The following is a 24,231-nucleotide window of genomic DNA, read 5'->3' as shown; positions in this document are numbered from 1 at the left end:
CACAGGCGAAGCCGCGGCGCAATCAGTGGGATTGCCGCGGTAACGCCGGCGTGACGGATGCTACGGACCACGACAGGCCGCGTCGGATGCGACGCCGGGCCGGGAAACGTGCCCTCTTCGCTCGAGCGAGGCGGGATGGGCCGTGCTGTCCGCAACACGCCGAAAAACCGTATCGCTATGAGGGACCAGCCATGATTCAAGTGGGCGACGCGCTGCCCGACGCGCAACTGTTCGAGTTCATCGACGACGCGCGCGAAGGCTGCACGCTGGGGCCGAATGCCTGCAGCGTGCGCGACCAGGTTGCGGGAAAGCGGGTGGTGATCTTCGGATTGCCGGGCGCTTTCACGCCGACCTGCTCGGCGCAGCATGTGCCGGGCTATGTCGAGCACGCCGAGCAACTGCGCTCGGCGGGCATCGACGAGCTCTGGTGCGTGTCCGTCAACGACGCATTCGTGATGGGCGCATGGGGACGTGATCTGCACACCGCGGGCAAGGTGCGCATGATGGCGGACGGCAGCGCTGCTTTCACTCATGCGCTGGGGCTGACGCAGGATTTGTCCGCGCGTGGCATGGGAATCCGTTCCCTGCGCTACGCGATGGTGGTCGACGACGGTGTGGTCAAGACGCTGGCCGTCGAAGCGCCGGGCAAGTTCGAAGTGAGCGATGCGGCGAGTGTGCTCGCGACGTTGACGTCCTGATCGTGCGGTGCGCCGTTGCCTGCCGGCAACGCTGCTCACCCGCCTCAGGGCAGTTGTAACACGGGCCGATGACCGGAAACGCCTCCGTTCCGGGCATCGGCCCGTCCCGTATCGGCGCGGGTAAACAGCCGAAACAGATTGATACGCAGTTTCAAACAGCGTTGAATAGGGAATTACGCTATAATCCCGTCTATCGAATATAACTCCTGATTGAGATTCTCAATCAAGTTGAAGAACACCATGCTGAAGCAGCGCACCATCAAATCCATCGTGAAGACCGTGGGTATCGGTGTCCACTCGGGCCGCAAGATCGAGTTGACGCTTCGTCCCGCCGCGCCCGGCACGGGCATCGTCTTTTCACGCGTCGACCTGCCCACGCCCGTCGACATTCCCGCGTCGGCGATGTCGATCGGCGACACGCGGCTCGCGTCGGTGCTGCAGAAGGATGGCGTGCGCGTGTCGACCGTCGAGCATCTGATGTCCGCGTGTGCAGGTCTCGGCATCGACAACCTGTATGTCGATGTGACGGCCGAGGAAATCCCGATCATGGACGGTAGCGCGGCAACGTTCGTGTTCCTGATCCAGTCCGCGGGCATCGAGGAGCAGAACGCGCCGAAGCGCTTCATCAAGGTGAAGAAACCGGTTGAAATCCGCGACGGTGACAAGTTCGCACGTCTCGATCCGTACTTCGGCTTCAAGCTGAAGTTCTCGATCGACTTCCGCCACCCGGCCGTCGACAAGACCGGCCAGGAACTCGAGGTCGATTTCGCGACCACGTCGTACGTGCGCGAGATCGCGCGTGCGCGCACGTTCGGCTTCGCGCACGAGGCCGAGATGCTGCGCGAGATCGGTCTGGCGCGCGGCGGCAGCATGGACAACGCGATCGTGCTCGACGAGTACCGGATCCTGAACAACGACGGGCTGCGCTACGACGACGAGTTCGTGAAGCACAAGATGCTCGACGCGATCGGCGACCTGTACGTGATCGGCCATCCGCTGCTGGCGTCGTACACCGCGTACAAGTCGGGCCACGGCCTGAACAACGCGTTGCTGCGCGAACTGCTCGCGCACGAAGACGCGTACGAGATCGTCACGTTCGACGATCCGCAGGCGGCGCCGAAAGGGTTTGCGTTCGACGCGCAGACGGCCTTCGCGTGAGCTGCGTTCAGCGCAAGCGATAAAAAAGCGGCCTTCGGGCCGCTTTTTTGTTGGCCGGCCGCTGCCGGCGACGCGTACCGTCAACGCGGCTTCGCGCCGTGCCGGGCCGCCATCCGCGCGAGCGCGGCCTGCAGCGGCGACGGCTCGAGGTGATCGGCGAGGTCGCGCAGTGCGGCGGCGCCGACCGAGGTCATCCGCGCCTGCTTCACGTGCGGAGGCTCCGGCGCATCCTTCGGCCTTACACGCACGCGCAGCGTCGTCACCGGCCAGCCGCGCTTCTGAAGATCGCCGAGCAGGCGCGGCTCGACCTGCCGCAGCCGGGCGGCCAGCGCATTGTGCGCGGCAAAGAGGGTCAGGGTGCCGTCCTTGATGAAGCCCGGTTCGACATGATTCGCAAGATAGTCGGGCAGGAACTCGCCCAGGTCGCGCTGCAGCGACGCGATCTGCTCGACGCCGGCACGCAGGGCCGCGAACGCGTCGGTACGGCCGAGCACTTCGGACACGGGTTGCGGGCGATAGGCGGCGAGCGGGCCGAAACGCTTGGAAAATCGGTTCATCGAGGCATTCTTCGAGCGCGCACGCGCGCGGACGTTGCCGCCGATTGTACCCGTGCCGGCCCGCGCACGGGCGGCTTTCGGGCCGTTCGCCCGGTCGCCGGCGCGGGCTCGGCACACGGCGCGAGTCCGGCCGGGACACGGGCGCATGCTTCCCCGCGTGCTAAAATTCCTCGTTTGATTCCACTAATTCGCTAAGCCGCCGAGGCTCGGGCGTCGGGGCGCGCAACACGCGCCGGGCGCCGGTGCTGCGACGCAGGGTCCGATCCGATGACAACCGGTTTTCTCCAGAAAATTTTTGGCAGCCGCAACCAGCGGCTCGTCAAGCAATACCAAAAGACCGTCGCGACGATCAATGCGCTCGAAACGCAGATCGAGCAACTGACGGACGACCAGTTGCGCGGCAAGACGGATGAGTTCCGCCAGCGGATCGCGGGCGGCGAGTCGCTCGACAAGCTGCTGCCCGAGGCGTTCGCGGTCTGCCGGGAGGCGAGCCGCCGCGTGCTGAAGATGCGCCACTTCGACGTGCAGATGATCGGCGGCATGGTGCTCCACTACGGCAAGATCGCGGAAATGCGCACCGGCGAGGGCAAGACGCTCGTCGCGACGCTGCCCGTGTACCTGAACGCGCTGGCCGGCCGCGGCGTGCACGTCGTGACGGTCAACGACTATCTCGCGCAGCGCGACGCCGAATGGATGGCGCGCCTCTACAACTTCCTCGGTCTGTCGGTCGGCATCAACCTGTCCGGCATGGAGCACGACCAGAAGCAGCAGGCCTATGCGTCGGACATCACCTACGGAACGAACAACGAGTTCGGCTTCGACTACCTGCGCGACAACATGGTCTACGAGACCGACGCGCGCGTGCAGCGGGCCCTGAACTTCGCGGTCGTCGACGAAGTGGACTCGATCCTGATCGACGAGGCGCGTACGCCGCTGATCATCTCGGGCCAGGCGGAAGATCACACCGAACTGTACGTGCGGATGAACGCGCTGCCGCCGCTGCTCGAGCGCCAGATCGGCGAGGAAAAGGCCGACGGCACGGGCGTCGAGAAGCCGGGCGACTACACGCTCGACGAGAAGGCGCGCCAGGTGTTCCTGACGGAGTCGGGCCACGAGAAGGCCGAGCGGCTGCTCGCCGAATGGGGCCTGATCGGCGAGGGCGAGAGCCTGTACGCGCCGCAGAACATCACGCTGATGCACCACGTGTACGCGGCGCTGCGCGCCCACACGCTGTTCCACAAGGACCAGCACTACGTCGTGCAGAACGGCGAAGTGGTGATCGTCGACGAATTCACGGGTCGCCTGATGGCCGGCCGCCGCTGGTCCGACGGCCTGCACCAGGCGGTCGAGGCGAAGGAGCACGCGAAGATCCAGAGCGAGAACCAGACGCTCGCGTCGATCACGTTCCAGAACTACTTCCGGATGTACGCGAAGCTCGCCGGCATGACCGGTACGGCAGACACCGAAGCGTACGAATTCAACGAGATCTACGGCCTCGAGACGGTCGTGATCCCGACCAACCGTCCGCCGAAGCGGATCGACAAGCAGGACCAGATCTACAAGACGGCCAAGGAGCGCTACGACGCGGTGATCCGCGACATTCGCGAGTGCTACGAGCGCGGTCAGCCGGTGCTGGTCGGCACGACGTCGATCGAGAATTCGGAACTGCTGTCGCACCTGCTGAAGCAGGCCGGGCTGCCGCACGAGGTGCTGAACGCGAAGCAGCACGAGCGTGAAGCCGCGATCGTCGCGGAAGCCGGCCGACCGAACCGCATCACGATCGCGACCAACATGGCCGGTCGCGGTACCGACATCGTGCTCGGCGGCAACGCCGAGAAGCAGGCCGCGTTCATCGAAGCCGACGACGCGATCCCGGCCGACGAAAAGGCGCGCCGCATCAAGCAGTTGCACGACGAGTGGGAAACGCTGCACGAGCAGGTGAAGGCCGCGGGCGGCCTGCACATCATCGGCACCGAGCGCCACGAATCGCGCCGGATCGACAACCAGCTGCGCGGCCGTGCGGGCCGCCAGGGCGATCCGGGCTCGTCGCGCTTCTACCTGTCGCTCGATGATCCGCTGCTGCGCATCTTCGCGGGCGACCGCGTGCGCTCGATCATGGATCGCCTGAAGATGCCGGAAGGCGAGGCGATCGAGGCCGGCATCGTCACGCGTTCGATCGAGTCCGCACAGCGCAAGGTCGAAGCGCGCAACTTCGACATCCGCAAGCAGCTGCTCGAATACGACGACGTGTCGAACGACCAGCGCAAGGTGATCTACCAGCAGCGCAACGAACTGCTCGAAGCCCACGACATCACCGAGACGATCTCGGCGATGCGTCACGGCGTGATCACCGAAGTCGTCCGCCAGTTCGTGCCGGAAGGCAGCATCGAGGAACAGTGGGACGTGCCCGAGCTCGAGGAAGCGCTGCGCAACGACTGGCAGCTCGACCTCGCGATCCAGGAAATGGTGAACGAGTCGACGTCGATCACGGCCGAGGAGATCCTCGACGCCGTGACGACCGCAGCCGACGAGCAGTACGAGGCGAAGGTCGCGCTGGTCGGCCGCGAATCGTTCAGCGCGTTCGAGCGTTCGGTGATGCTGCAGACGGTCGACCGCCTGTGGCGCGAACACCTCGCGGCGCTCGACCACCTGCGTCAGGGTATCCACCTGCGCGGCTATGCGCAGAAGAACCCGAAGCAGGAATACAAGCGCGAAGCGTTCGAGCTGTTTGCCGCAATGCTCGAGGCGATCAAGCAGGAAGTCACGCGCATCGTGATGAACGTGCAGATCCAGTCGCCGGAGCAGCTCGAGGAAGCCGCCGAGCAGATCGAGGAGCGCGGCGGTCATCTCGAGAACGTCGAGTACCAGCACGCCGACTATGCGGAATCCGGCGCGCCGGTCGCGAATGTCGCGGCGGCCACCGCGGCCATGGCGACGGCCGACATGGTCGGCAGCGCGATGACCCACAGCGGCCCCGGCGGCGAGATGCCGAAGGTCGGCCGCAACGATCCGTGCCCGTGCGGCAGCGGCAAGAAGTACAAGCAATGTCACGGGAAGCTGTCATGATCGGCGGCGGCGCGCATCCGCGTGCCGCTTCGTTCGCAGCTTCGAGTCAGTGATGTGAGTTGCGGCGGCCCGCTCGTGCGGCCGCCGGTTCTTCCAATCGATGCCGGCGCATGCCGGCATTTTCCATCCGGCAGGTGTGCCCCATGGCTGTCAATTTTCCGTCGATCGATCCCGCCCAACTCCATCCCGTCGCCGGCGTCACGCTCGGCTGGGCGGAAGCGAACATCCGCAAGCCGAATCGCAAGGACGTGCTGGTCATCTCCGTCGACGAAGGGGCGACGGTCGCCGGCGTATTCACCGAGAACCGCTTCTGCGCCGCACCGGTGACGGTGTGCCGCGAGCACCTGGCAAAGGTGCGTGACGGCGGCGCGGGCATCCGCGCGCTCGTCGTGAACACGGGCAATGCGAACGCGGGCACCGGCGAGCCGGGCCTCGTGAACACGCGCGAAACCTGCTCGGAACTCGCGCGCCTCGCGGGCATCAACGCCGCGCAGGTGCTGCCGTTCTCGACCGGCGTGATTCTCGAGCCGCTGCCGATCGAGCGCCTGAAGGCCGGGCTGCCGGCCGCGCTCGCGAACCGCAAGGCCGCGAACTGGTACGACGCCGCGCAGGCGATCATGACGACCGACACGCTGCCGAAGGCCACGTCGCGTCAGGTGACGATCGACGGCCACACGGTCACGCTGACGGGCATCAGCAAGGGCGCGGGCATGATCAAGCCGAACATGGCGACGATGCTCGGCTTCCTCGCGTTCGATGCGAACGTCGCGCAGCCGGTGCTCGACACGCTCGTGAAGGAAGTGGCCGACCGCTCGTTCAACTGCATCACGATCGACGGCGACACGTCGACCAACGACTCGTTCATCCTGATCGCGTCGGGCAAGAGCACGCTGCCGGCGATCACGTCGACCGACTCGCCGGCCTATGCGGCGCTGCGCGACGCGGTCACGCAGGTCGCCCAGATGCTGTCGCAACTGATCGTGCGCGACGGCGAAGGCGCGACGAAATTCATGACGGTGCAGGTCGAAGGCGGCAAGAACGTCGCCGAGTGCCGCCAGATCGCATACGCGATCGGCCATTCGCCGCTGGTCAAGACGGCTTTCTACGCATCCGACCCCAACCTGGGCCGGATCCTCGCGGCGATCGGCTACGCGGGTGTCACGGATCTCGACGTCGGCAAGATCGATCTCTATCTCGACGACGTACTCGTCGCGAAGGCCGGTGGCCGCAACCCGGCTTACCAGGAAGAGGACGGCCAGCGTGTGATGAAGCAGAGCGAAATCACGATCCGGGTGCTGCTCGGTCGCGGCGACGCGCAGGCAACCGTCTGGACGTGCGACTTGTCGCACGATTACGTGAGCATCAACGCGGATTACCGCTCCTGATCGGGAGCGCTCGAACGACATGGACAAGCTCGAACAGTTTCTGACGCGCGCGGAAGCGCTGCTCGGCCGCCTCGAGGGGATGCTGCCGCCCGCAGCGGCGGCCGTCGACTGGCATGCCGCCACCGCGTTCCGCTGGCGCAAGCGCCAGGGGCGCGGCTATCTGCAGCCGGTGCCGGCCGCGTCGACGATCACGCTCGGCGACCTGCACAACATCGATCGGCAGAAAGGGCTGATCGAGCAGAACACGCGGCAGTTCGTGCAGTGCAAGCCGGCGAACAACGTGCTGCTGACCGGTGCCCGCGGCACCGGCAAGTCGTCGCTGATCAAGGCGTGCCTGAACGCGTATGCGAAGGACGGGCTGCGCCTGATCGAAGTCGACAAGGACGACCTGCACGATCTCGGCGATATCGTCGAGCTGATCTCGCAGCGTCCGGAGCGGTTCATCGTGTTTTGCGACGACCTGTCGTTCGAGGACGGCGAATCGGGCTACAAGGCGCTGAAGGTCGCGCTCGACGGCTCGATCGCCGCGCAGTCCGACAACGTGCTGATCTACGCGACGTCGAACCGCCGGCATCTGCTGCCCGAGTACATGAGCGACAACGAGTCGTACAAGCATTTGCCGGACGGCGAGATCCACCCCGGCGAAGTCGTCGAGGAAAAGATCTCGCTGTCGGAGCGCTTCGGCCTGTGGGTCAGCTTCTACCCGTTCAAGCAGGACGACTACCTCGACATCGTCGCGCACTGGCTGCGCCATTTCGGCTGCGCGGACGCCGAGATCGAGACCGCACGCGGCGACGCGCTCGTGTGGGCGCTCGAGCGCGGTTCGCGTTCGGGGCGCGTCGCATGGCAGTTCGCGCGCGACTGGTCGGGCCGCAAGGAGCAGGCATGAGCACGAATTCCGCAACGAGCGCCGTGCGCGCGCCCGACGGCCGCAAGGTGACGGAAGTCGCGGTCGGCGTGATGGTTCAGCCGGACGGGCCGGACGGCCGCTGCCGCTACCTGCTCGCGCAGCGGCTGCAGGGCAAGCCGTACGAAGGCTACTGGGAGTTTCCGGGCGGCAAGCTGGAGGCCGGGGAGAGCGTCGAGGACGCGCTGGCGCGCGAGCTGCACGAGGAACTCGGCATCGAAGTCACGGCCAGCCACCGCTGGCATACGCTCGAGCACGATTATCCGCACGCGTACGTGCGGCTCTATTTCTGCAAGGTGACGGGCTGGACGGGCGAGCCGCACAGCAAGGAAGGGCAGGCGTTCGTATGGCAGCAACTGCCGGTCGAGGTCGCGCCGCTGTTGCCGGCGGCACTGCCGGTGCTGGAACTGCTCGAGAAGGAAGCGGCGTCGCAATGACGTCGTGACGGCCCGCCTGAAAGGCGGGCCATATCCCGCCCACGGGCGGTGCCGCGCGCCGCTCAGCTGTCGCGGCGGCCGTCGGTGCCGTCTTCCTCCGACGACGGACCCTCGTCGGAGGACCCGCCGATCCGGTACTTTTCCGCGGCCCATGCGCCGAGGTCGAGCTGCTTGCAGCGGGCCGAACAGAAGGGCCGGAACTTGTTTTCAGGCGTCCAGCGCACTTCTGCGCCGCACGAAGGACATTTCACAACGGTAGTCATACGAAAGCGTCGAACCGGCACACGGCCGTTACAGATTGCACAGTGTCAGATGGAACGGCACGTCGATGTCCACCGCGCGCGGCCGCACGTCGCCGTCCTGCATGGTGAACCGTACCCACAGCATGTATTTGTTGGCGCTCGCTTCGGGAATCACGCGCAGCTCCGGCGGCACGCGCACCTGCATCAACTGGTAGGTGCGCCCCGACAGCATCTGCTGATAGCTGCCCTGCATCGCCATCACCTTCGATGCCTGGCCCGATTCGCGTGCGAGCCGCAGCACGATCGCCACCGCGTCGCGCAGCGGCAGCAGCGGCAGGATCCATTTCGCGATGTCCTGGCGCCGCTGTTCCGCGGGCCATTGCTGCCACGCATAGTACGACGGCAGGTCGAACTTGCACGTGCCGCCGGGAATCACCGCGCGGCTGCGGATGCTGGCGAGCCACTCGTTGTCGACCAGATGCTGCCCGGTCTTGCCCTGCATCTGCGCAAGATTGGCGAGCGTCTGCTCGATTTCGCCGAGCACGGCTTCGAGCGCATTCTGTTCGATGCCCGGATTGCCGCGAAAGGGGGCGAGCGTCTGGCGTTGACGTTCGAGCTCCTTCATCAGATCCGATTTCAGGTCCGCGCGGCCGGTGACCTCGGCGATCTCGAACAGCGTCGTCAGCGCGACGTGATGTTCACGCGGGTCCTCCTGAGCCAAAAAGAACGCGAAGCGCTCGAACAGGTCTTCGAGGCGCAACAGCGTGCGAATTCGCTCGTTGAACGGATACTCGTAAAGAATCAAGCGCGCTCGCCTCTAGGGTAGGGATTGAAACAATGCAGGACATTCTAATGCTCACGCTCTACCCTAGCAACGCACCAATTTCGTACACCATCACGATCGCGCGCGGCGGTCAGTGCGCGGCGGCCGCGAATCCGAGATAGCGATGGTGCAGTGCGTCCACCTGCGCGGCGAGCGCATCGGGTGTCGTCGCGTCGTTGACGATCACGTCGTCGGCCGCCGCGAGACGCGCTTCGCGCGTTGCCTGTCTTGCGATGATCGCTTCGACCTGTTCGCGCGTGAAATCATTGCGTCGCATCACACGTGCGATCTGCGTTTCGACCGGGCAGTCGACGACCAGCACGCGATCGCTGCGCGCCTTCCAATTACCTGACTCCACGAGCAGCGGCACGACGAAGATCACGTAAGGGCCCTGCGCTTCGCGGGCCTCGCGATCGGTCTCGGCGCGGATCAGCGGATGCGTGATCGCTTCGAGGCGCCGGCGTGCGTCGTCGTCGCTGAAAATGAGTGCGCGCATCTTCGCGCGATCGAGCGAGCCGTCGGCCGCGACGAAGTCCGGTCCGAATGCGTGCTCGATCGCCGGCATCGCGAGACCGGCAGGTGCGGTGATGCGGTGCGCGATCAGGTCGGTATCGACGAGCGATGCACCGCGTGCGGCGAACATGTCGGCGACGGTCGTCTTGCCGCTGCCGATGCCGCCGGTGAGTCCTATTGCAAACATGTGAGCCTCCGCCGGGTCGCCACAAGGAAGCGAAGCGCCTCCCCGCGACGCAGCGAACAAAGCGGACGCCGGCGGTGCGTCATGTCAGCCGCCGAGCGCCGAATAGAAAGGGGTGCCGAAAAACAGCGTCGCGACGCCGCCTGCCGCGAGGAACGGGCCGAACGGAATCGGCTCTTCGAAACGCATGCGCCCGCGCCAGGTCGCGACGAGCCCGACGAGCGCGCCCGTCACCGCGGCGAACAGCACGACCTGCGGCAGCGCGGCCCAGCCCATCCATGCGCCGAGCGCGGCGAGCAGCTTCAGGTCGCCGAAGCCGATGCCCTCGATGCCGCGCAGCCATTTGAACAGCCAGTAGACCGACCACAGGAACAGGTAGCCGGCCATCGCGCCGACCACGGCCGAACGCAGCGACGTGAACGTGCCGCCGAGGTTCAGTGCGATCCCGGCCCACAGCAGCGGCAGCGTCATCGAATCGGGCAGGTAGCCGGTCCGGATATCGATCGCGCTCATTGCCAGCAGCGCGGCGCACAGCCCGAACGCGGCGAGTGCGGCGACGGTGGGGCCGAACGCGGCGAGCGACCCGGCAGCGAGCAGCGCACCGGCGAGCTCGACGAGCGGATAGCGCACGCCGATCGCATGGCCGCACTGACGGCAGCGCCCGCGCAACAGCAGGTAGCTGACGAGCGGGATGTTCTCCCACGCGCGCAGCACGTGACCGCAATGCGGACAGGCGCTGCGCGGGCGCCACAGATCGTAGTGCGGCGGATAGCCGTCGTCCGGCGGTGCGCTCGCGCTGCCCGTCGCTTCCGCGATTTCGGCCTGCCAGGCACGCTGCATCATCACCGGAATCCGGTGCACGACGACATTCACGAAGCTGCCGACACACAGGCCGAGCACGACGGCGAAGGCATACTGCACCACGGGCGGCAGCATCGCCAGCGCGAGCAACGTGCTGTCGGGCGAGTCGAAAACGGTGGTCAGGGGCGCGGACGTCATGGGCTCGGGTTCGGGCTTGAAAGGCGACAGAATCGGTTGCGATGCTACACCACGTTGCCCAGCTGAAGGATGGGCAGATACATCGCGATCACGAGGCCGCCGACGAGTGCGCCCAGAACGATCACGATCAGCGGCTCGCCGAGCGCGGCGAGCGCATCGAGGCGCGCGTCGAGCTGACGCTCGCATAGCGCGGCGATATCGGCGAGCATCGTGTCGAGCGCACCGGTTTCCTCGGCGACGGCGATCGGCTGCACGACGTCGTCCGGGAAGCAGCCCGCCGCCTGCATCGCATCGGCAAGACGCGCGCCGCGCAGCACGCGCGTCGCGATCTGCGCGGTGGCCTGTTCGAACACTGGATGGCCGGCGGTGCGTTCGAGCGTGGCGAATGCATCGGCGAGCGGGACGCCCGCACCGAGCAGCGTGGCAAGCGAGCGGCACCAGCGCGCGGTCGCGAACCGCGTGAGCGCGCTACCGACGAGCGGCGCATTCAGCACGTGCCGCGCGGCCGTGTAGCGCAGCGATGGCGAGCGCCGCAGCGCGTGGCGCGCGGCGAGTCCCGCCACCGCTGCACCGGCGACGAACGTGCCGCCCCAAGCTGATGTCGCGGACGAGAGGGCGAGCAGGGCACGGGTCGGCGCCGGCAGTGCCGCGCCGAAGCCGTCGAAGATCTGCCGGAACGTCGGCACGACCCACACCATCAGCGCGGCCGAGATCGCGAGCGCGAACACGATGACGGCGACCGGGTAGGCGAGCGCGGCACGCAGCTTGCGCCATTGCGCGTCGGCGCGTTCGCGGTGCTCCGCGACGCGGGTCAGTACGGTGCCGAGCGCGCCCGATGCCTCGCCCACCTCGATCAACTGGCGGTACAGCGTGCCGAACTGGGACGGATAGCGTGCGAGCGCGGCGGCGAAGCGTTGCCCGCCGACGATCTCGCGTGCGAGGCCGGCGGCGATGCGCGGCAGACCGTCGCGTGTGCGGGTACGGGCGAGCATCTCGAGCGACGGTGCGAGCGGCAGTCCGGCTTGCAGCAGGCTCGCGAGCTGACGCGTGAAGCGCGTGACCTCCCGTGCGCCGGCCGCCGGTGGCCGGGCCGTGCCGCGGACGTCGAGCGACAACACCGCGACGCCGTCGCGCGCGAGCGCTGCACGCGCGGCGGCTGCATCGAAGGCGATGACGTTCCCGCGGCATGGCGCACCGTCGCGACGACGGCCGCGCCACGCGAAGCGGGTTTCGTGCGGCGGGGTAGGCATCGCGATTACGCGTCAGGCGTCGCGGCCAGCGCTTCCGCGACGCTCGTCGTGCCGTCGCGAACGTGCGCGAGTGCCGCGTCGCGCAGGCTGCGTACGCCCTCGGCTGCCGCGCATTGCGCGAGCGCGCCGACGCTTGCGCGCGCGACGATGCGTTCCGCCATCTCCGGTGAAACGGGCATCGTCTGATGCAGGCCGATCCGGCCTCGATAACCGATGCCGTGACAGGCGGCACAACCGCGCGCGACGAACGGGCGCCATCCGGATGCCAGTGCCGCCGAATCGCAGCCTGCTTCGCGCAGCGCGTGCGCCGACGCGTCCGAACGCACGCGGCAGGTGGCGCACAGACGCCGAACGAGGCGTTGCGCGGTGACGAGGCGCAGCGCGGCCGCCAGGTTGTACGGCGCGACACCGATGTCGAGCAGTCGCGCGACGGCTGCCGGCGCGTCGTTCGTGTGCAGCGTCGACAGCACGAGGTGCCCGGTCTGTGCAGCCTTGATCGCGACGTCGGCCGTCTCCGCATCGCGAATCTCGCCGACCATGATGACGTCCGGATCCTGCCGCAGCAGCGCGCGCAGCGCGGTGGCGAAGGTAAGCCCGGATTTTTCGGCCACGCCGACCTGGTTGATGCCGTCGAGCTGAATCTCGGCCGGGTCCTCGACCGTGCAGACGTTGTGCGCATCGCGGTCGAGCATTTGCAGCGCGCAGTAGAGCGACAGCGTCTTGCCGCTGCCGGTCGGGCCGGTGACGAGCACGAGCCCGTGCGGTGCGCGTATCGCGGCTTCCATTGCCGAGGCTTGCCGCGCGTCGAAGCCGAGGCGCGCAAGCGTGAGGTCGGGCGGCAGCGTTTCGAGGCGGCGCAACACGAGCTTCTCGCCGAACAGCGTGGGCAGCGAGCTGACCCGGAAGTCGCCGCGCATCCCGCCGTCGACCGCGATGCGCAGCCGGCCATCCTGCGGAAGCCGGCGCTCGGCGATGTCCATGCGGGCGAGCACCTTGATCCGCGTCACGAGCGCGTCGCGCAGATGAGCGGGCGGCCGCGCGTGTTCATGCAGGACGCCGTCGATGCGCAGGCGGATGCGCCAGCCTGCTTCGAACGGTTCGATGTGGATGTCGGACGCGTCGCGCACGCGGGCGGCGTGCAGCGTGTCGGTCAGCAGCCGTACGGCGGGCGAGTCGTCGAGTTGCGTCGCATCGAGCGAACGGGGCGTTTCAGCGGGCGATGCGTCGGTGGAGACAGGCGGCCGCTGCGTGCGCAGCGGCGCCCCGGGAGATGGGAAGTGCATGTGAGCCGGCGCTCGGCCGCCTGTTGATCGTGACCGGCAAATGGTCGCGTATCGCGAGCGGCGCCGACAGTCGGCCGTTCGGCTAGCGCGCGGCGCGTGCGCGCGTGCTGCGCGGCTTGAAGAGCTTGACGGTGCGCACGGCCTGGTCGTCGCTGCGCATGACCTCGAGCATCACGTCGCGGATTTTCAGGCACACGTCGCCTTCGGGAATTTCCTCGAGGATTTCGAGGATCAGGCCGTTGAGCGTCTTCGGTCCGTCGGTCGGCAGTTGCAGGTGCAGCCATCGGTTCAGTTCGCGCAGCGGCATGCTGGCAGCGACGATGCATTCGCCTTTCTCGTCCCAGCCGCCCGCGCGTTCGCCGCGCGGCATCGACGTCGTGAATTCGCCGATCAGTTCCTCGATGATGTCCTCGGGCGTGACGAGCCCCTCGAGTTCGCCGTACTCGTTGACGACGAGCGCGGTTCGCTGCCGGCTTTCCTGGAAATACTGGAGCTGCTGGACGACCGGCGTGCCGGACGGCACGTAGTACGGCTCGGCGAGCAGCGTGCGCAACGTTTCGCGGTCGAAATCCTGGTTGTGCAGGGCGGTGAGTGTCTTGCGCACGTGCAGCACGCCGAGCACCTTGTCGATGTCGCCTTCGTAGACGACCAGGCGGTTGTGATAGCAGGTCTCGAGCTGATGCAGGATGTCGTCGAGCGGCGCGTAGAAGTTGAGCGACTCGATCTGGCGGCGCGGCACCATCACGTCGTCGACCGTGATGTTCTCGAGGTCGAACAGGTTGAGCAGGATGCTGCGGTGCTTGGTCGGCATGAAGCTGCTCGACTCGAGCACGATCGCGCGCAGCTCGTCGGCCGACATCCGCTGGTCGCGGCCCTTCTTCGTATTGATGCGCAGCACCCAGAGCACGCCGTTCGCGAGCGCGTTGACGAACCAGACGACCGGCTTGAACACGCGCATCAGCGGCGCGATCACGAGACTGGCGGGCAGCGCGATGCGCTCGGGAAAGGTCGCGCCGACGATCTTCGGCGCGATTTCCGCGAACACGATGATCAGGAACGCGACGATGCCGGTCGCGATCGACAGCGCGAGGTTGTTACGGCCGAACGTGTGCAGCGCGAGCGAGGTCGTCAGGACCGGGATGATCGTGTTGAACAGGTTGTTGCCGATCAGGATCACGCTGAGCAGCAGGTCGGTGCGCGTGAGGAGGCCCTGCGTGGTTTTCGCGCCGAGCACGCCCTGGCCGGCGAGATGCTTCAGCCGATGGCGGTTGAGCGCCATCATCGCGGTCTCGGAAATGGAAAAGAAGCTGGAGCAGAGGAGAAGCAGGAAGACGGCGCCGATTTGCGCCCATAAGGGAATTTGGTCCACGCGTCAGAAGGGGCAGTGAAGGACAGGGATGGAGGAAATATAGCAGAGGCCGGCGGCCGGGATGTGTCGCGTGGCACGAGGGCTTGCGCGCCCAGGCAACGAGCAGGCAAAAAAAAACCGTGCACATGGTGCACGGTTTTTTCAAAATCTGGTCGGGGTGAGAGGATTCGAACCTCCGGCCTCTACGTCCCGAACGTAGCGCTCTACCAGGCTAAGCTACACCCCGATTTTTTGCTCTTCCGACTTCGCCGCCTTCGTGAAGATCGCTGCGTCGTCTCAAGCAAGAACGTAACTATAACGATGTTTTTTCGAAAAGGGAATACCTTGATGAAGAAATTTTTCGAGAAAAGTATCGCCTCTCGTTCGCGGCGCGCTTACGACTGACGCGACGTCGAGTACGAGCACAACGCGAGCAGGCTTTCCTTGTAGATCGAATCCGGGAACGCGGTGATCGCGGCGGCCGCGGCCTGTGCTTCCTGGCGCGCGCATTCGAGCGTATGGTCGAGCGCACCCGAACGCGTGATCGCGTCGAAGATCGTGTCGAAGCGATCGGTGCCGCCTTGTTCGATCGCCTCGCGGGCGAGCGCCGACTGTTCGGGCGTGCCGCGTTCGATCAGATAGATGAGCGGGAGCGTCGGCTTGCCTTCGCGCAGGTCGTCGCCGGCATTCTTGCCCATGGCTTCGGCCGTGCCCGCGTAGTCGAGCCAGTCGTCCATGATCTGGAACGCGGTGCCGATCCGGCGGCCGTATTCGGCTGCGGCGGCTTCGGTCGGCGCATCGGCGCCGGCGAGCACCGCGCCCAGGCGGGCCGATGCCTCGAACAGCTTCGCCGTCTTGTAGCGGATCACCTGCATGTAGCGTGTCTCGTCGACGTCCGCGTCGTGCATGTTCAGCAGCTGCAGCACTTCGCCTTCGGAAATGATCGTCGTCGCTTCCGACAGGATTTCCATCACGCGCATCTTGCCGACGCCGACCATCATCTCGAACGAGCGTGAATAGAGGTAGTCGCCTACCAGCACGCTCGCCGCATTGCCGAACAGCGCGTTGGCCGTCTGGCGGCCGCGCCGCAGTTCGGATTCGTCGACGACGTCGTCATGCAGCAGCGTGGCCGTGTGAATGAACTCGACGACGGCGGCCAGCACGTGCCGCTGGTGCGAAGTCTCGCCGAGCGCGCCGGCGACGAGCAGCAGCAGGGCCGGACGCAGCCGCTTGCCGCCCGCGCCGATGATGTACTCGGCGATCTGGTTGATCAGCAGCACGTCGGACGCGAGGCTTTGCCGGATAACGCGATTCACCTGCTCCATGTCGCTTGTGATCGGGGCGAGCAGGTGGGCGGCGCTGAGGGTGGGGGAGGCGGTGGACGACGACATGATGATCGAAATGGGTGATGCCGCGGATTATAAGTCGAATCCGAGATATCCCGGTCTGTCGGACGTGTCTGCCTGGTGATTTTGGCCGGCCAGCCAGGGCTTGCGCGCGGCAATCGTGGATGGGCTTTGACTTGGGTGCTAACCCCATGTATAATCACGTGTTTTCCGCGCGTGGTGTGCGGAAAAATTGGATCCAGAGTGAGGTTCTCAATGTACGCGGTCATAAAAACCGGCGGCAAGCAGTACAAGGTTGCCGTTGGCGAAAAACTCAAAGTAGAACAGATACCGGCTGACATTGACGCTGAAATCACGCTCGACCAGGTTCTCGCAGTGGGCGAAGGCGAATCGATTAAGTTCGGTGCGCCGCTGGTCAGTGGGGCTTCCGTCAAGGCCACCGTTGTGTCGCACGGTCGTCATGCCAAGGTCACCATCTTCAAGATGCGTCGCCGGAAGCACTACCAAAAGCACGGCGGCCACCGCCAGAACTACACTGAGCTGCGCATCGACGCGATCAACGCGTAAGCGCCTCGGTAAAGGAGCAATCAGATGGCACACAAAAAGGCAGGCGGCTCTTCCCGGAACGGCCGCGACTCCGAGTCGAAACGTCTCGGCGTGAAAGTGTACGGCGGCCAGGCGATCAACGCCGGCGGCATCATCGTGCGTCAGCGCGGTACGCGCATGCACGCTGGCGAGAACGTCGGCATGGGCAAGGATCACACCCTGTTCGCGCTGGTCGACGGTCACGTCAAGTTCGCGACCAAGGGCGCGGACAAGAAGCATCTGGTCATCGTTGTCCCGGCGGCTGCCTAAGTTCAGGCACCCACGGGCTTCGTAGCCGAAAGGCCCCGCAGTCTTCGCGGGGCCTTTTTTTATTTGGCCGCCGCGCGCATGTGCGCGCGTGCGGCTGTCGCGAAACGGCGGGCAATCGGCCGAATGGCAGATTGTTCAAGCGCGCCGGCGCGCGGCACAATAGCGGAAATACTGGTCGGAGTGACGAATGAAGTTCATTGACGAAGCACGAATCGAAGTCATCGCCGGCGACGGAGGCGATGGCAGCGCGTCGATGCGCCGCGAGAAATTCGTTCCGTTCGGCGGGCCGGACGGCGGCGACGGCGGCCGGGGCGGCAACGTCTACGCGATCGCCGACCGCAACATCAACACGCTGATCGACTACCGTTACGCGAAGAAGCACCTGGCGCGCAACGGCGAAAACGGTCGCGGCTCGGATTGCTACGGCAAGGGCGGTGACGACGTCACGCTGCGCATGCCGGTCGGCACGGTCGTGACCGACATGGACACGGGCGAACTGATCGCCGACCTGACCGAGCACGACCAGCAGGTGATGCTCGCGAAGGGCGGCGCAGGCGGTCTCGGCAACCTGCATTTCAAGTCGAGCACGAACCGCGCGCCGCGCCAGAAAACCGACGGCAAGCCCGGCGAACGGCGCATGCTGCGGCTCGAGCTGAAGGTGCTCGCCGATGTCGGGCTGCTCGGCATGCCGAACGCCGGCAAGTCGACCTTCATCTCGTCGGTGTCGAACGCGAAGCCGAAGATCGCCGATTATCCGTTCACGACGCTCGCGCCGAACCTTGGCGTCGTGCGGGTCGGCCCGAGCAAGAGCTTCGTGATCGCCGATATTCCGGGGCTGATCGAGGGCGCCGCCGAAGGCGCGGGCCTCGGTCACCAGTTCCTGCGACACCTGCAGCGTACCGGCGTGCTGCTGCATCTCGTCGATCTGGCTCCGTTCGACGAAAGCGTCGATCCGGTCGCGGAAGCGACGGCGATCGTCGGCGAGCTGCGCAAGTACGACGAGGCGCTCTACGAGAAGCCGCGCTGGCTCGTCCTCAACAAGCTCGACATGGTGCCGGAAGACGAGCGCGAGGCGCGGGTTGCCGATTTCCTCGACCGTTTCGGCTGGGACGGCCCGGTGTTCGAGATTTCGGCGCTCACGGGCCAGGGCTGCGAAGCGCTGTGCTACGCGATCTACGATTACCTCGCCGAGCATTCGGACGCGCATCGTGCGGCGGAAGAGGAAGATCTGGCCGCGGACGTGCGGTTCCGCGATGCGCCGTCCGCCGATGGCGGTGCGACGCCCGGCGACGACGCCTGAGCGGGCCCGAAACGCACCGGGCGTCGCGCCCGGTGCCGGAATTCAATCGCGCCCGGCCGGGCAGGCATCAGATACAGGAGACAGTGCACGATGCGTTCGATCATCGCGGATTCGAAGCGATTGGTGGTGAAGGTGGGCTCCAGCCTCGTGACCAACGACGGCAAGGGGCTCGATCATGCTGCGATCGGCCGCTGGGCAGCCCAGATCGCCGCACTGCGCGCGCAGGGCAAGGAAGTGGTGCTCGTCAGTTCGGGCGCGATTGCCGAAGGGATGCAGCGGCTCGGCTGGAGCAAGCGTCCGCGCGAGATCGACGAGTTGCAGGCGGCCGCCGCGGTCGGCCAGATGGGGCTCGCGCAAGTCTATGAGAGCCGCTTTACCGAGCACGATATCCGTACCGCGCAGATCCTGCTGACGCACGCCGATCTGGCCGATCGCGAACGCTACCTGAATGCGCGCTCGACGCTGCTGACGCTGCTGCGGCTCGGCGTCGTGCCGATCATCAACGAGAACGACACGGTCGTCACCGACGAAATCAAGTTCGGCGACAACGACACGCTCGGCGCGCTCGTCGCGAACCTGATCGAAGGCGATGCGCTGATCATCCTGACCGACCAGTCGGGGCTGTTCACCGCCGATCCGCGCAAGGATCCGAACGCGACGCTGGTCGCGGAAGCCAGTGCGGGCGCGCCGGAGCTCGAGGCAATGGCGGGCGGCGCAGGCTCGAGCCTCGGTCGCGGCGGGATGCTCACGAAGATCCTCGCGGCGAAGCGCGCAGCGCACAGCGGCGCGAACACGGTGATCGCGAGCGGCCGCGAAGCCGACGTGCTGGTGCGGCTGGCGGCGGGCGAGGCGATCGGCACGCAACTGATCGCGCGCACCGCGCGGATGGCCGCGCGCAAGCAATGGATGGCCGATCACCTGCAGGTACGCGGGCACGTCGTGATCGATGCAGGCGCGGTCGAGAAGCTGACGGCCGGCGGCAAGAGCCTGCTGCCGATCGGCGTGATCGGCGTGCAGGGCGCGTTCGCACGCGGCGAGGTGATCGCGTGCGTCGGCCCCGACGGGCGTGAAGTGGCGCGTGGCCTCACGAACTACAGCAGCGCGGAAACGAAGCTGATTCACCGCAAGCCGAGCGGCGAGATCGAGACGGTGCTCGGCTACATGCTGGAGCCGGAGCTGATTCACCGCGACAACCTCGTGCTCGTGTAACCATCCGGCCGGGCGTCGCGAGACAATGAAAAGCCCGCATTGCGCGGGCTTTTTGTTGCGGTGGTGCGAAAGCAGGGCCGGGCAGCCGGCCTGCGTTGCGCGGTCAGCGCAGCTGACTCATCGCGGTGCGATGGAACTTGATGTTCTCGAGGATCTGCTGGGTCGTGCCCTGCGGCATCTTGTTCGAGCAGAAGTAGTCCTGGTACAGCGCCGAGTGGTATGCGTTCAACTCGCCGTTCTCGATGCGGCGCCAGTCGTTCTCGACCGTGCGGTCCCAGCCGTCGTGATCCGAATTCAGGCCTGCATACTGACGCCATTCGTAGGTGTCGCAGCGGATGCCTTCGTAGTTCACGTTGCGCGCGCCAGCCGGGCTCGTGATGACGACGGCATAGCGTACGACGCCATCGGTACCGACCGCGAGCGACTTCGCATCGACGGAGAACTTGAGCGGCGTGTTCTGCGACACGTTGAACGGCAGCAGGTCGCCCGCTTGCGGCAGCGGCGGCAGCGTGTCGACCGGGTTTTCCTTCCAGTTGCCCTGGCGGTCCAGCAGGTACACGAACTCGCTGTCATCCTTGTTGGTCGGCGTCTTCGAATTCGCGCAACCGGCCAGCGTGGCCGCCGCGACAATCGATGCGAGCGCGAGTGCAATCGCTTTCAATATGCAATCCTCGTAAAAAAAGGGCGCGACACCAAGGTCGCGCCCGGTCATGCAGTCCGACTCGTCATTTGCCGACGATCTCGCGGGGCGGCATCTCGTCGAGCGTGCTCGCCTCCACTTCGATCTCCGAACAGACTACCGATGTGTCGACAATCGTCAGCGTCTGCTGGACCTGCGCGCCAATGACGCGCGGATAGCGCGACAGACGCGGCCCACGCGGCTTTTCGGCTCGCTGCGCCGGGCGGCGCAGGAAGCGCGACAGTTCCGTCAGCGCCAACTGATAGACATCCCGCTTGAACTCGATCACCGCATCGAGCGGCACCCAGTACTCGTTCCAGCGCCACGCATCGAACTCCGGGTGATCGGTCGCGCGCAAGCAAATGTCGCAATCGCGTCCGACCATCCGCAGCAGGAACCAGATCTGCTTCTGGCCGCGGTAATGGCCGCGTACTTCGCGTTTGATGAACTTGTCAGGCACCTCGTAACGCAACCAGTCGCGAGTGCGGCCGATTATCTTGACGTGTTCCGGGTGCAGGCCCGTCTCCTCGTGCAGTTCCCGGTACATCGCCTGCATGGGGGTCTCGCCGTACTTGATCCCACCTTGAGGAAACTGCCAGGAATGCTCGCGGAGCCGCTTGCCCCAAAACACCTCGTTGCGCGCGTTCAAGAGGATGATGCCGACGTTCGGGCGAAAGCCTTCACGATCCAGCATACAACCACCTTCGAATCCTTTAAAATTGCTTTGATTATAAACAGATAACGGGCGCTGCGCACCGTGACGGAGCGAATCCGCGCGGGGTACGCCGGCTGAAGTGTCCCTGATTTGTCTGCTACGTCGTCTGCGCCATCGTCGTCCATCGTTGTTCGCCGCGCGCAGCTTTTTCACCTTGAAACTTTTTCGGGCGCCCCGCCTGGGGCGCCGTATTTGGAACCGTCCGCATGAAAGCTTCCCGTTTCTTTATCGGCACCCTCAAAGAAGCACCGGCCGACGCAGAGATCGTCAGCCACAAGCTGATGGTGCGCGCCGGCATGATTCGTCGCGTCGCCGGCGGCATCTACAACTACCTGCCGGTCGGCCTGCGTTCGATTCGCAAGGTCGAGGCGATCGTGCGCGAGGAAATGAACCGGGCAGGCGCCATCGAGCTGCTGATGCCGGCCGTGCAACCGGCCGAGCTGTGGCAGGAATCGGGTCGCTGGGAACAGTACGGCCCCGAGCTGCTGCGCTTCAAGGACCGCAAGGACAACGACTTCGTGATCGGGCCGACGCACGAGGAAGTCGTCACCGACATCGCGCGCAACCAGATCAAGAGCTACCGGCAGATGCCGGTGAACTTCTACCAGATCCAGACGAAGTTCCGCGACGAGATCCGTCCGCGCTTCGGCGTGATGCGCGGTCGCGAATTCATCATGAAGGACGCGTACTCGTTCGACAAGGACGCGGCCGGCCTGAACGAGTCGTATCGCAAGATGTATGACGCATACGTGCGCATCTTCACGCGCCTCGGCCTCGAGTTCCGTGCGGTCGCGGCCGACAGCGGCTCGATCGGCGGCAACTTCTCGCACGAGTTCCACGTGATCGCCGATACCGGCGAGGACGCGATCGCCTACAACCCGGCGTCCGACTTCGCGGCGAACATCGAGGCAGCCGAAGCGCTGCCGCTGATCGCCGAACGCGCGGCGCCGGCCGAAGCGATGGAGAAGGTCGCGACGCCCGGCAAGGCGAAGTGCGAAGCCGTCGCCGAGCTGCTGGCGATCCCGCTCGCGCGCACGATCAAGTCGATCGTGCTCGCCACCGACAACGAAGGCGCCGAGCCGACCATCTGGCTCGTGATGCTGCGCGGCGACCACGACCTGAACGAGATCAAGGTGTCGAAGCTGCCGGGGCTGAAGAACCACCGCTTCGCGACCGAGCAGGAAATCGTCGAGTGGTTCGGCACGCCGCCGGGCTATCTCGGCCCGGTCGGCACGAAGAAGCCGGTGAAGGTGATCGCCGATCGCACGGTCGCGAACATGAGCGACTTCGTTGTCGGCGCGAACGAGGTCGACTATCACATCGCGGGCGTGAACTGGGGCCGCGACCTGCCGGAGCCGGACGTCGCCGACGTGCGCAACGTGCAGAAGGGCGATCCGTCGCCGGACGGCAAGGGTGCGATCGACATCTGCCGCGGCATCGAAGTCGGCCACGTGTTCCAGCTCGGCACCAAGTACTCGGAAGCGATGGGCGCGACGTTCCTCGACGAGTCGGGCAAGCCGCAGCCGATGCTGATGGGCTGCTACGGCGTCGGCGTCACGCGTATTCTCGGCGCGGCGATCGAACAGAACTTCGACGACAAGGGCATCATCTGGCCCGAGTCGATCGCACCGTTCGAGGTCGTGCTGTGCCCGATGGGCTATGACCGCAGCGACATGGTCCGCGAGGCCGCCGACAAGCTGTACGCGGAACTGGCCGCCGCCGGCATCGACGTGATCCTCGACGATCGCGGCGAGCGCCCGGGCGTGATGTTCGCCGACTGGGAGCTGATCGGCGTGCCGCATCGCCTGGTGATCGGCGAGCGCGGCCTGAAGGAAGGCAAGATCGAGTACCAGGGCCGCCGCGACGCCGAAGCGACGCTGCTGCCGGCCGACGCGGCTGCGGCGACGGTGGCGGAGAAGATCCGCGCCGCGCTCGCGCGCTAAGCGCTGCGACCGGGGGACACGGTGGAATACACCTTCCTGTCGGCCACCGTGCTCCTCGTGCTGATCACGGATCCGCTCGGCAACATCCCGTTGTTCATCACGGCGATGCGGGACGTGCCGCGCGAGCGGCGCGTGAAGCTGATCCTGCGTGAAGTGGGGATCGCGTTCGTGATCCTGCTGTTCTTCATGGTGGTCGGCGATCGCTTCCTGCGGATGATGAACCTCACCGACCTGTCGCTGCGGCTCGGCGGCGGGATCGTGCTGTTCCTGATCGCGCTGCGGATGATCTTCCCGCATCCGGACGGCGCGCTCGGCAGCGATCCGCGCGCGGGCGGCGAACCGTTCATCGTGCCGCTTGCGATTCCGGCGCTTGCCGGGCCGTCCGCGCTCGCGACGGTGATGCTGCTGACGTCGCAGGCGCCGGGCAAGATGTTCGAGTGGGTCGGTGCGCTGACGGTCACGATGATCGTCTGCGCGATCACGCTGGTGCTGGCCGAACGGATCCAGCAGTGGCTCGGCGAGCGGACCGTCGCCGCGTTCGAGCGGCTGATGGGCCTCGTGCTCGTCGCGATCTCGGTCGAGATGCTGCTGGCCGGCATCCGGGCGTTCGTGCACCAGCTGTAGCACGGGCGGCGCGTGCCGACGAAAAAAAGCGGCGCTCCGGGAAACCGGAGCGCCGCTTTTTCTTTATCGCGGGCAGGGCGGTCAGACGTTCGTGGTCAGCGCACGGATCGTCGGCAGGTTGCGCCAGTAGCCCTTTGCGTCCATCCCGCAGCCGAACACGTAGCGGTCCGGCACCGAGAAGCCGCAGAAGTCGGGGTGCAGCGGTTTCGCCTTCGCGAGCGTCTTCTCGCACAGCACGGCGGACATGAAGCGCTTCGCACCCATGTCGAGGATGCGGTCGCGGATCGCGGCCATCGTCTCGCCTTCGTCGAGGATGTCGTCGAGCACGAGCACGATCCGGTCCTTCACCGACTCGCGCGGCGCGACGCGCCAGTGCATCTCCGGGCTGCCCTGCGTCGTGTTGCGGTAGCGGGTCAGGTGGATGTAGTCGAATTCCAGCGGGAAATCGAGATGCGGCAGCAGCATCCCGGTAAACACCGCGGCGCCACCCATCACCGAGAGAACGAGCGGGAACGCGTCGCCGATGTCGGCGCGGATCGCGTCGGCCATCCGGGCGATCGATGCGTTGACGGCATCGGCCGAGACGATCTCTTCGGAGTGGTCGAAAATGTGGAGGGCTTCTTCGCGGTTCATGTGTTCTGGCGGGCAGTCGGTATACAAATAAGAATGAAGCAGAACGGCCGGCGCGCGCTACGGCAAAAACCCGCGCG

Annotated in this window: 24 protein-coding genes and 1 tRNA gene; 12 read left to right on the top strand and 13 right to left on the bottom strand. The window is 66.0% G+C overall.

Translation table 11 applies throughout. The features are described 5' to 3' along the window. The first annotated feature begins 191 nt into the window (after nt 1–191). Both U5771_RS24155 and lpxC read left to right on the top strand, forming a co-directional pair. Complete coding sequence (locus U5771_RS24155) at nt 192–698, top strand: peroxiredoxin (protein ID WP_059535173.1); 507 nt, start codon at nt 192–194, stop codon at nt 696–698. A 240-nt stretch (nt 699–938) separates the two neighbouring features. Further along, nucleotides 939–1,856 carry a UDP-3-O-acyl-N-acetylglucosamine deacetylase gene (gene lpxC / locus U5771_RS24150; protein ID WP_006487145.1) on the top strand — a complete coding sequence of 306 codons (918 nt, stop codon included), beginning with the start codon at nt 939–941 and terminating at the stop codon, nt 1,854–1,856. A gap of 80 nt (nt 1,857–1,936) precedes the next feature. On the opposite strand, the gene U5771_RS24145 is transcribed toward lpxC, so the two are convergent. After that, on the bottom strand, nt 1,937–2,413 hold the full coding sequence (locus tag U5771_RS24145) for a DUF721 domain-containing protein (protein ID WP_322026281.1): 477 nt from the start codon (nt 2,411–2,413) through the stop codon (nt 1,937–1,939). Between the two features lie 267 nt (nt 2,414–2,680). Here U5771_RS24145 and secA point away from each other — a divergent pair, with 267 nt between their 5' ends. The 4 genes from secA to U5771_RS24125 all read left to right on the top strand — a co-directional run bounded on the left by secA (nt 2,681) and on the right by U5771_RS24125 (nt 8,208). Further along, the gene (gene secA, locus U5771_RS24140) at nt 2,681–5,479 is read left to right on the top strand and encodes a preprotein translocase subunit SecA (protein WP_322026280.1); all 2,799 of its coding nucleotides are present in this window, start codon (nt 2,681–2,683) and stop codon (nt 5,477–5,479) included. 143 nt (nt 5,480–5,622) lie between these two features. Further along, nucleotides 5,623–6,864 (top strand): bifunctional glutamate N-acetyltransferase/amino-acid acetyltransferase ArgJ, encoded by a 1,242-nt coding sequence (gene argJ, locus U5771_RS24135; protein WP_322026279.1) that lies wholly within the window; start codon nt 5,623–5,625, stop codon nt 6,862–6,864. Nucleotides 6,865–6,883: 19 nt separating this feature from the next. Beyond that, a complete protein-coding gene (locus U5771_RS24130; RefSeq protein WP_322026278.1) occupies nt 6,884–7,753 on the top strand; it encodes an ATP-binding protein in 870 nt (289 codons plus the stop codon). After that, entirely contained in the window at nt 7,750–8,208 is a 459-nt protein-coding gene (locus U5771_RS24125) for an NUDIX domain-containing protein (protein WP_322026277.1), read from the top strand. Before U5771_RS24130 ends, U5771_RS24125 begins: the two co-directional genes overlap by 4 nt. A gap of 62 nt (nt 8,209–8,270) precedes the next feature. Here U5771_RS24125 and U5771_RS24120 read toward each other — a convergent pair whose 3' ends face one another. The 9 genes from U5771_RS24120 to U5771_RS24080 form a co-directional block, all read right to left on the bottom strand. Continuing rightward, nucleotides 8,271–8,471, bottom strand: a complete 201-nt coding sequence (locus U5771_RS24120; protein ID WP_039317342.1) for a DNA gyrase inhibitor YacG — start codon at nt 8,469–8,471, stop codon at nt 8,271–8,273. A 28-nt stretch (nt 8,472–8,499) separates the two neighbouring features. Then, entirely contained in the window at nt 8,500–9,255 is a 756-nt protein-coding gene (zapD, locus tag U5771_RS24115; RefSeq protein WP_322026276.1) for a cell division protein ZapD, read from the bottom strand. A 109-nt stretch (nt 9,256–9,364) separates the two neighbouring features. Beyond that, on the bottom strand, nt 9,365–9,973 hold the full coding sequence (gene coaE / locus U5771_RS24110; protein WP_322026275.1) for a dephospho-CoA kinase: 609 nt from the start codon (nt 9,971–9,973) through the stop codon (nt 9,365–9,367). 84 nt (nt 9,974–10,057) lie between these two features. Continuing rightward, nucleotides 10,058–10,969: an A24 family peptidase gene (locus U5771_RS24105; protein ID WP_322026274.1), complete on the bottom strand. Its 912-nt coding sequence runs from the start codon at nt 10,967–10,969 to the stop codon at nt 10,058–10,060. Between the two features lie 44 nt (nt 10,970–11,013). Further along, a complete protein-coding gene (locus U5771_RS24100) occupies nt 11,014–12,219 on the bottom strand; it encodes a type II secretion system F family protein (protein ID WP_322026273.1) in 1,206 nt (401 codons plus the stop codon). A gap of 5 nt (nt 12,220–12,224) precedes the next feature. Next, a complete protein-coding gene (locus U5771_RS24095; protein WP_322026272.1) occupies nt 12,225–13,502 on the bottom strand; it encodes a GspE/PulE family protein in 1,278 nt (425 codons plus the stop codon). An 82-nt stretch (nt 13,503–13,584) separates the two neighbouring features. Next, nucleotides 13,585–14,871: an HlyC/CorC family transporter gene (locus U5771_RS24090; RefSeq protein WP_322026271.1), complete on the bottom strand. Its 1,287-nt coding sequence runs from the start codon at nt 14,869–14,871 to the stop codon at nt 13,585–13,587. A 149-nt stretch (nt 14,872–15,020) separates the two neighbouring features. Next, nucleotides 15,021–15,097: transfer RNA gene (locus U5771_RS24085), tRNA-Pro, on the bottom strand. Between the two features lie 148 nt (nt 15,098–15,245). After that, nucleotides 15,246–16,241, bottom strand: coding sequence for a polyprenyl synthetase family protein (locus tag U5771_RS24080; protein ID WP_006752232.1), 996 nt, complete (start codon nt 16,239–16,241; stop codon nt 15,246–15,248). A gap of 210 nt (nt 16,242–16,451) precedes the next feature. Here U5771_RS24080 and rplU point away from each other — a divergent pair, with 210 nt between their 5' ends. From rplU to proB, 4 genes are all read left to right on the top strand, one after another. Further along, complete coding sequence (gene rplU, locus U5771_RS24075; protein WP_027783472.1) at nt 16,452–16,763, top strand: 50S ribosomal protein L21; 312 nt, start codon at nt 16,452–16,454, stop codon at nt 16,761–16,763. A 24-nt stretch (nt 16,764–16,787) separates the two neighbouring features. Further along, complete coding sequence (rpmA, locus tag U5771_RS24070) at nt 16,788–17,051, top strand: 50S ribosomal protein L27 (RefSeq protein WP_006476999.1); 264 nt, start codon at nt 16,788–16,790, stop codon at nt 17,049–17,051. 187 nt (nt 17,052–17,238) lie between these two features. After that, the gene (gene cgtA / locus U5771_RS24065) at nt 17,239–18,351 is read left to right on the top strand and encodes an Obg family GTPase CgtA (RefSeq protein ID WP_322026270.1); all 1,113 of its coding nucleotides are present in this window, start codon (nt 17,239–17,241) and stop codon (nt 18,349–18,351) included. A gap of 90 nt (nt 18,352–18,441) precedes the next feature. Continuing rightward, nucleotides 18,442–19,560: a glutamate 5-kinase gene (gene proB, locus U5771_RS24060; protein ID WP_059465328.1), complete on the top strand. Its 1,119-nt coding sequence runs from the start codon at nt 18,442–18,444 to the stop codon at nt 19,558–19,560. A gap of 103 nt (nt 19,561–19,663) precedes the next feature. Here proB and U5771_RS24055 read toward each other — a convergent pair whose 3' ends face one another. Together U5771_RS24055 and U5771_RS24050 are read right to left on the bottom strand one after the other, a co-directional pair. Further along, entirely contained in the window at nt 19,664–20,272 is a 609-nt protein-coding gene (locus U5771_RS24055) for a CNP1-like family protein (RefSeq protein ID WP_322026269.1), read from the bottom strand. Nucleotides 20,273–20,285: 13 nt separating this feature from the next. Continuing rightward, on the bottom strand, nt 20,286–20,933 hold the full coding sequence (locus U5771_RS24050; RefSeq protein ID WP_322026268.1) for an RNA pyrophosphohydrolase: 648 nt from the start codon (nt 20,931–20,933) through the stop codon (nt 20,286–20,288). Between the two features lie 227 nt (nt 20,934–21,160). On the opposite strand from U5771_RS24050, the gene U5771_RS24045 reads away from it, so the two are divergent. Together U5771_RS24045 and U5771_RS24040 are read left to right on the top strand one after the other, a co-directional pair. After that, nucleotides 21,161–22,897 (top strand): proline--tRNA ligase, encoded by a 1,737-nt coding sequence (locus U5771_RS24045; RefSeq protein WP_322026267.1) that lies wholly within the window; start codon nt 21,161–21,163, stop codon nt 22,895–22,897. A gap of 21 nt (nt 22,898–22,918) precedes the next feature. Next, a complete protein-coding gene (locus tag U5771_RS24040; protein WP_096472392.1) occupies nt 22,919–23,521 on the top strand; it encodes a MarC family protein in 603 nt (200 codons plus the stop codon). 81 nt (nt 23,522–23,602) lie between these two features. Here the strand turns inward: U5771_RS24040 and U5771_RS24035 are convergent, their stop codons facing one another. Then, a complete protein-coding gene (locus U5771_RS24035) occupies nt 23,603–24,154 on the bottom strand; it encodes a hypoxanthine-guanine phosphoribosyltransferase (protein ID WP_322026266.1) in 552 nt (183 codons plus the stop codon). Between the last annotated feature and the right edge of the window lie 77 nt (nt 24,155–24,231).

Source organism: Burkholderia sp. BCC1977 (assembly GCF_905339595.1).
GTDB lineage: Bacteria > Pseudomonadota > Gammaproteobacteria > Burkholderiales > Burkholderiaceae > Burkholderia.
Note: the sequence above shows the minus strand (reverse complement) of the source record. Positions and strands in the feature narration are given on the sequence as shown.